The sequence below is a fragment of the Flavobacterium sp. RSSB_23 genome (assembly GCF_051547145.1).
Classification (GTDB): Bacteria; Bacteroidota; Bacteroidia; order Flavobacteriales; family Flavobacteriaceae; genus Flavobacterium.
Genome location: NZ_JBPTTO010000009.1, coordinates 104382 through 110603, shown reverse-complemented (window position 1 = coordinate 110603; position 6222 = coordinate 104382). Strand labels below are relative to the sequence as shown.

Here is a 6222-nt window from a genome sequence, read left to right as displayed (position 1 = left end):
TACTTCAACGGATTTCGATTCAGGAAATACATTTACTTATTCTCTTGTAAATGGACTTGGAGATGTAGACAATGCTTCATTTAGTATTAGTGGTGCTACTTTACTTATTGCTACTAGCCCTGATTTTGAAACGAAAGCTTCCTATTCCATTCGTGTTAAAGCTACGGATCAAAATGGTCTGTTTTTTGAAAAACAATTTACCATTACCATTAATGATGTATGTGAACTTGACGGTTCTCTAACATTGGCTAATGATACTCTAAATCCTACGCAAACCAATGTGTCTTGTAACGGTGGAACTAATGGTTCAGCTTCCGTTACTCCTCCGGCAGATGCTAGTGGATATACTTATTCTTGGTCGCCATCGGGTGGAACGGCTGCAACAGCTACTGGTCTTGCAGCTGGAAGTTATACCGTAACGATTACAGGTGCCAATTCTTGTACGACTACTCGAAACTTTACCATCACAGAACCAACGGCAATTAATTTCACAACAACCGTTTTATCTGGTTATGATTACAATACTGGATATAGTCAAACTATAGTAGCTTCTGGAGGAACAGGATCTAAAACGTATGCAGTTACAGCGGGAAGTTTGCCTTCTGGTTTTTCCCTATCATCAGCTGGGCAGATAACGGGTATTTCAACTCAAATTGCTGATAGTAATTTTACAGTTACTGCTACTGATGCTAATAATTGTACTGCTATCTATGATTATGTGCTGAAATTAAATCAAATCCCAATTACCGTAACTGCAACACCTTCTCAAACTAAAGTATATGGGGAGAGTGATCCTGTATTAACTTATACAGTGTCACCAAGTTTGCTTCCCGGAGACTCATTTACAGGGTCTTTAATAAGAGTTAATGGTGAAGATATTGGTAATTATGCTATTAATCAAGGTACTCTTTCAGCTGGGTCTAAATATCTAATTACTTATGCTGGTACTAACTTTACCATTACCGCAAAACCAATTACAGTAACTGCAACTCCATCACAAACGAAAGTATACGGAACAACAGATCCTATTTTTGATTATACTGTTTCACCAAGTTTAGTGGGTAGTGATGCCTTTACTGGGGCTTTAACTAGAGTTACGGGGGAAAACATAGGAACTTATACTATTAACCAAGGAAGTTTGAGTGCCGGATCTAATTATACGATTAGCTACGCAGATGCTAACTTTACTATTACGGCAAAACCAATTACAGTAACAGCAACTCCATCGCAAACTAAAGTTTATGGAACAACAGATCCTGCTTTTACTTATACAGTTTCACCAAACTTGGTAGGTAGTGATGCCTTTACAGGAGCTTTAACTAGAGTTGCAGGAGAAAACATTGGAAACTATGCCATTACACAAGGAAACTTAAGTGCAGGTTCTAATTATACCATTAGTTATATAAGTAAGGATTTTGTTATAACCGCCAAACCTATTACAGTAACGGCAGATCCTTCACAAACCAAAGTATATGGAACTGCAAATCCTGTTTACTCGTATACTGTCTCGCCAAGTTTAGTAAGTGGCGATTCTTTCACTGGAACTTTAACAAGAACAAGTGGAGAGAACATTGGAAACTATGCTATCACACAAGGAAGTTTAAGTGCTGGATCAAATTATGTCATTACTTATGTAAGCAAAGATTTTACTATTACGGCAAAACCGATCACAGTAACAGCAGATGCTTCACAAACCAAAGTATATGGAACAACAGATCCTGTTTTTGCTTATACGGTTTCTCCGAGTTTAGTAAGTGGTGATTCCTTTACTGGAGCTTTAACACGAGCTGCTGGAGAGAACGTGGGCGTTTATGCTATAACGCAAGGAAGTTTGAGTTCTGGATCTAATTATACCATTACTTATGTAAGCAAAGATTTTACTATTACGGCAAAACCGATCACAGTAACGGCAAATGCTTCACAAACCAAAGTTTACGGAGCAACAGATCCTATTTTTGATTATACTGTTTCGCCAAGTTTAGTAGGTAGTGATGCCTTTACTGGGGCTTTAACTAGAGTTGCGGGGGAAAACATAGGAACTTATACTATTAACCAAGGAAGTTTGAGTGCCGGATCTAATTATACGATTAGTTACGCAGATGCTAACTTTACTATTACTGCAAAACCAATTACGGTAACAGCAACTCCATCGCAAACTAAAGTTTATGGAACAACAGATTCTGCTTTTACTTATACAGTTTCACCAAATTTGGTAGGTAGTGATGCCTTTACAGGAGCTTTAACTAGAGTTGCAGGGGAAAACATTGGAAACTATGCCATTACACAAGGAAACTTAAGTGCAGGTTCTAATTATACCATTACTTATGTAAGTAAGGATTTTGTTATCACCGCCAAACCTATTACTGTAACGGTAGATCCTTCACAAACCAAAGTATATGGAACTGCAAATCCTGTTTACTCGTATACTGTCTCGCCAAGTTTAGTAAGTGGTGATTCTTTCACTGGAACTTTAACAAGAACAAGTGGAGAGAACATTGGAAACTATGCTATCATACAAGGAAGTTTGAGTGCTGGATCTAATTATACCGTTACTTATGTAAGCAAAGACTTTACTATTACAGCAAAACCTATCACAGTAACAGCAGATGCTTTACAAACCAAAGTATATGGAACAACAGATCCTGTTTTTGCTTATACGGTTTCTCCGAGTTTAGTAAGTGGTGATTCTTTCACTGGAACTTTAACAAGAGCTGCTGGAGAGAACGTGGGCGTTTATGCTATAACGCAAGGAAGTTTGAGTGCAGGTGGAAATTATACCATTATGTACAATGGCTCCAATTTCACTATTACAAAAGCAGATCAGGTAATTACTTGGAATCAGACTTTGGGATTAGGTTGTGATGGAGCAACTAGTCTTGTTATGACTGCTGTTGCTAATAGTGGTTTAGCGGTAAATTATACCTCATCAAATGCTACTATTGCTAGCGTATCAAATAATTCATTACTTTTCCAAAATTATGGGTCAGCAACTATAACAGCATCGCAACCAGGTAATATGAATTACAATGCAGCTCCAACTGTAGTTTTACCAGTAGTAACTAGTCAACCTAACCTGATTAGAAAACAATTTGAAGATATTATCTTCTTTGACAATAGTTCGAAGAGTTTTAAATCGTATAGCTGGTATAAAAATGGGGTTTTAGTTCCGGGCCAAACGTCACAATATTTCAAAGAAAGTGGTGCCTTGAATGGAACGTATTATGCTGTAGCAACAAAATTAGACGGAACATTAATTACAACCTGTCCATTGACTTTATCTCCATCAGTGGAAGATGAATACATAAGAATTGTTCCAAACCCTGTTAGAAGTAATGCGAATTTCCAATTGATTACTAACGTTAGCTCAAGCAAATTACAAAATGCGCGTGTTGAACTTTATAATTTGACAGGAAGCTTGTTGACTACTATTACAAACCCAAGTCAAAACACTATTGACATGATAGCTCCAAGTGCTGGGGGAATTTATATCGTAAAAATGACCTTAGCAAATGGCAAATATTTCACTAAAAACCTTTTAGTGAGAAATTAACATAATTTACCGAATAGGACATCCTCATTTGTAATGAATGAGGATAGATTATTCTAATAAAAAAATGAAATCGCCATTACAATCAGGTTTGTTGCAAACAAACACGAATAAGAAAAGGCGACAGCATAAATGACCACAAACAAATAACTTTTACATCTATGAAATTCAATAGTAAAAATATAATTGGAACCATCGCATTCTTAATTTCGCAAGGAATAGCTGCACAGTTTTATGTAGGTATACAGTCAGGAATAGGGGCTATTCAGAGTGATGTTGATGGTATAAAAACGAGTAATCGGCTTGGTGGAGCTGTAAAAGCAGGTTATATCTACTCTTTAAATACTCATTTTGGGATTGGTTCAGGGGTAGAGTTCTCCCAATACAAACAAGAAGTTTCTTTGTATCCGTCTTCTGCGACACTTACTAATTTTGAAGTTGATATTTCGACTTCAGCATTTGCTTATAATGTTACCACTAAGAATTATAGAGAAAAACAAACTTTACATGCTGTTCAAATCCCTCTTTTTGTGCAGTATAAAACAACTATTAACAAGGGTATTGATTTTAATTTTAGAGCAGGAGCTAAATATTTTTTACCTGTAAACTATAAAATCAAAGCAACAGCCGATTACGTTAATGGTACCGCTTATTATCCAGATGTAAACCTAACTATTGATAATTTACCAGAATATGGTTTTGGTCGTCAGGATAATTATTCCTCATCAGGAGAGTATAAAACTAAAGGAATTATAATGAGTTCTTTTGAGTTAGGATTTACATTTGATATGGGAAGTAAGCATTCGTTATATGCGGCTATGTTTCTAGAAAATGGATATGGTACAATTTTAGACCAAAACAAGAATGAATCCTATATTGGTTACAACCCAACATCAACTGCTGACAGGAAACCCAATGGCTTGTACAGTACTGATAAAGATGCTAAAATTAGACCTGTTGCTTTTGGTGTAACAGTAGGATGGAACTTTAAATAAGTTCATTTTCAAAATAATACGAAAGGTCTTGACTCAAAAAATCAAGGCCTTTTTTTCAAAATATTCTCCTTGAAGGATATCAATAACTCTACATTAAAAATATCAATAGAAAATAGTTTTACTCCTTAAAACAAAAAGCTGTTCGGATATTACTTTCGAACAGCTCTTTGTTTTAACCGAGATTGATTGGACTTGATTCAGTTGTAGCATTTTTATACCAATAAATTATATAAAATAGTCCATTTTGTCAGTTCGAGCGCAGTCGAGAACCATCGTTACATCTCGACTGCGCTCGATATGACAAGCATATAATTGGATTATATTGAAATAGTATTTGGTATTAGTTTAACATCGCTTTTACCTCATCGAAATCGCCATCTATAGCTTCTGTTTTTAATCCTAGGATTGCTGCGATAAGTGGATATACACTTACATTACGAAAAGACTTTACTTTTTTATCCGTTTTGAAATTAGGGCCTTTGGCATAAAAAATAGCTTGCATGTCTTTCATTTTATTATCGTAGCCGTGAGTGCCTCCAGTGATTTTTTGGTCCTTTTTGTTGACTAAACTGTACCCTTTTTGGGCTTCAATTACAAAATCGAGTGCTCTGCGATTTGTACCAAAATGCAGTCGTTTAGGTACTTTATTTGAAGGATACCATTTAATATGAGGTACTTTTTTTAAGGCTTTCGCAATCGAGTCTTTATAAGCTGGTTTGGCTTCAATACTCATAATTGGATTGATGACTGCAGCATATCCTAGCCATTCTGGTTTTAGATAGTCTAAAATCGCGACTTTTTTGTCATTGCTAATGGCTGCCATTCCGTGGTCTGAAACTACAATTAGATTGATTTCTTTTCCGATTGGAAGTGCGTCTAATTTTTGCATGAGTTGACCAATAACGGCATCAACTTTGGGTACCATTTTTTTGTTTTCTTCGGACAAAGGTCCGTGATTATGCCCTGTTTCATCGGGTTGGTCAAAATAGAGTGTGATTAAATGCGGTCGGTCGGTTTCTGGCAGATTAAGCCACTCGATTACGGTATTGATTCTGTTTTCGTAACTAACCGATTCGTCGTATTCTTTGAATATGCTTGCGCTTTTAACTCCTGTGTCTGAACCAGGCCAATAGAAACAGGCCGCTTTAACCCCTTGCTCTTCGGCGAGATTCCAAATAGGATTCCCTCCATAAAATTCGCTGTTTTTCTTGGATTCGTTTTTTAGGGTAAATATCTTTTGAGAAGTAGGGTCGTAAAAATTATTATTTACAATTCCGTGATGGTCTGGATATAATCCTGTAGCAATTGAGTAATGATTGGGAAAAGTCTTGGTAGGATAACTGGGTTGCATCGACTTGGCTTTTACTCCATTCTTTGCCATTTTATCAAGATTTGGTGTTTCAAAATAGTTGGGATAATCCCATCTAAATCCGTCTAAGGACACCAAAATTACATACGGTTTTTTTTGTTCTTGAGCTGTAATTCCTATCCAGAAGAAAAGGAATAAGCCTACCACTATTTTTTTCATACTCTTATTTTGAGGCGCAAAGATACGATAAGAAATGACAGGGAAAAGTTGGACTTGATTGCAGCGCGTTAAGAATAAATTAATTGTTTGGGAGTTGCTCACAAAAAAACACAATTGCTTCTCCCTAGCCCCGGTAGGAGCGGCATCCTTTG

General features: G+C 36.4%; 3 protein-coding genes. 2 read left to right on the top strand and 1 reads right to left on the bottom strand.

Annotated features, from left to right (window positions below):
* Together ACSVH9_RS13515 and ACSVH9_RS13510 are read left to right on the top strand one after the other, a co-directional pair.
* Nucleotides 1–3550, top strand: a 3550-nt coding sequence (locus ACSVH9_RS13515) for an MBG domain-containing protein (protein WP_438064165.1), incomplete at its 5' end; no start/stop codon positions are given.
* Between the two features lie 158 nt (nucleotides 3551–3708).
* On the top strand, nucleotides 3709–4542 hold the full coding sequence (locus tag ACSVH9_RS13510; protein ID WP_438064164.1) for an outer membrane beta-barrel protein: 834 nt from the start codon (nucleotides 3709–3711) through the stop codon (nucleotides 4540–4542).
* Nucleotides 4543–4882: 340 nt separating this feature from the next.
* Here the strand turns inward: ACSVH9_RS13510 and ACSVH9_RS13505 are convergent, their stop codons facing one another.
* The gene (locus tag ACSVH9_RS13505; RefSeq protein WP_438064163.1) at nucleotides 4883–6070 is read right to left on the bottom strand and encodes an ectonucleotide pyrophosphatase/phosphodiesterase; all 1188 of its coding nucleotides are present in this window, start codon (nucleotides 6068–6070) and stop codon (nucleotides 4883–4885) included.
* Nucleotides 6071–6222 lie beyond the last annotated feature (152 nt).

What these genes read in the sequence shown, in the direction of transcription:
- ACSVH9_RS13510 (WP_438064164.1), top strand. Translation starts at nt 3,709, where the DNA reads ATGAAATTCAATAGTAAAAATATAATTGGAACCATCGCATTCTTAATT.
- ACSVH9_RS13505 (WP_438064163.1), bottom strand. Translation starts at nt 6,070, where the DNA reads ATGAAAAAAATAGTGGTAGGCTTATTCCTTTTCTTCTGGATAGGAATT.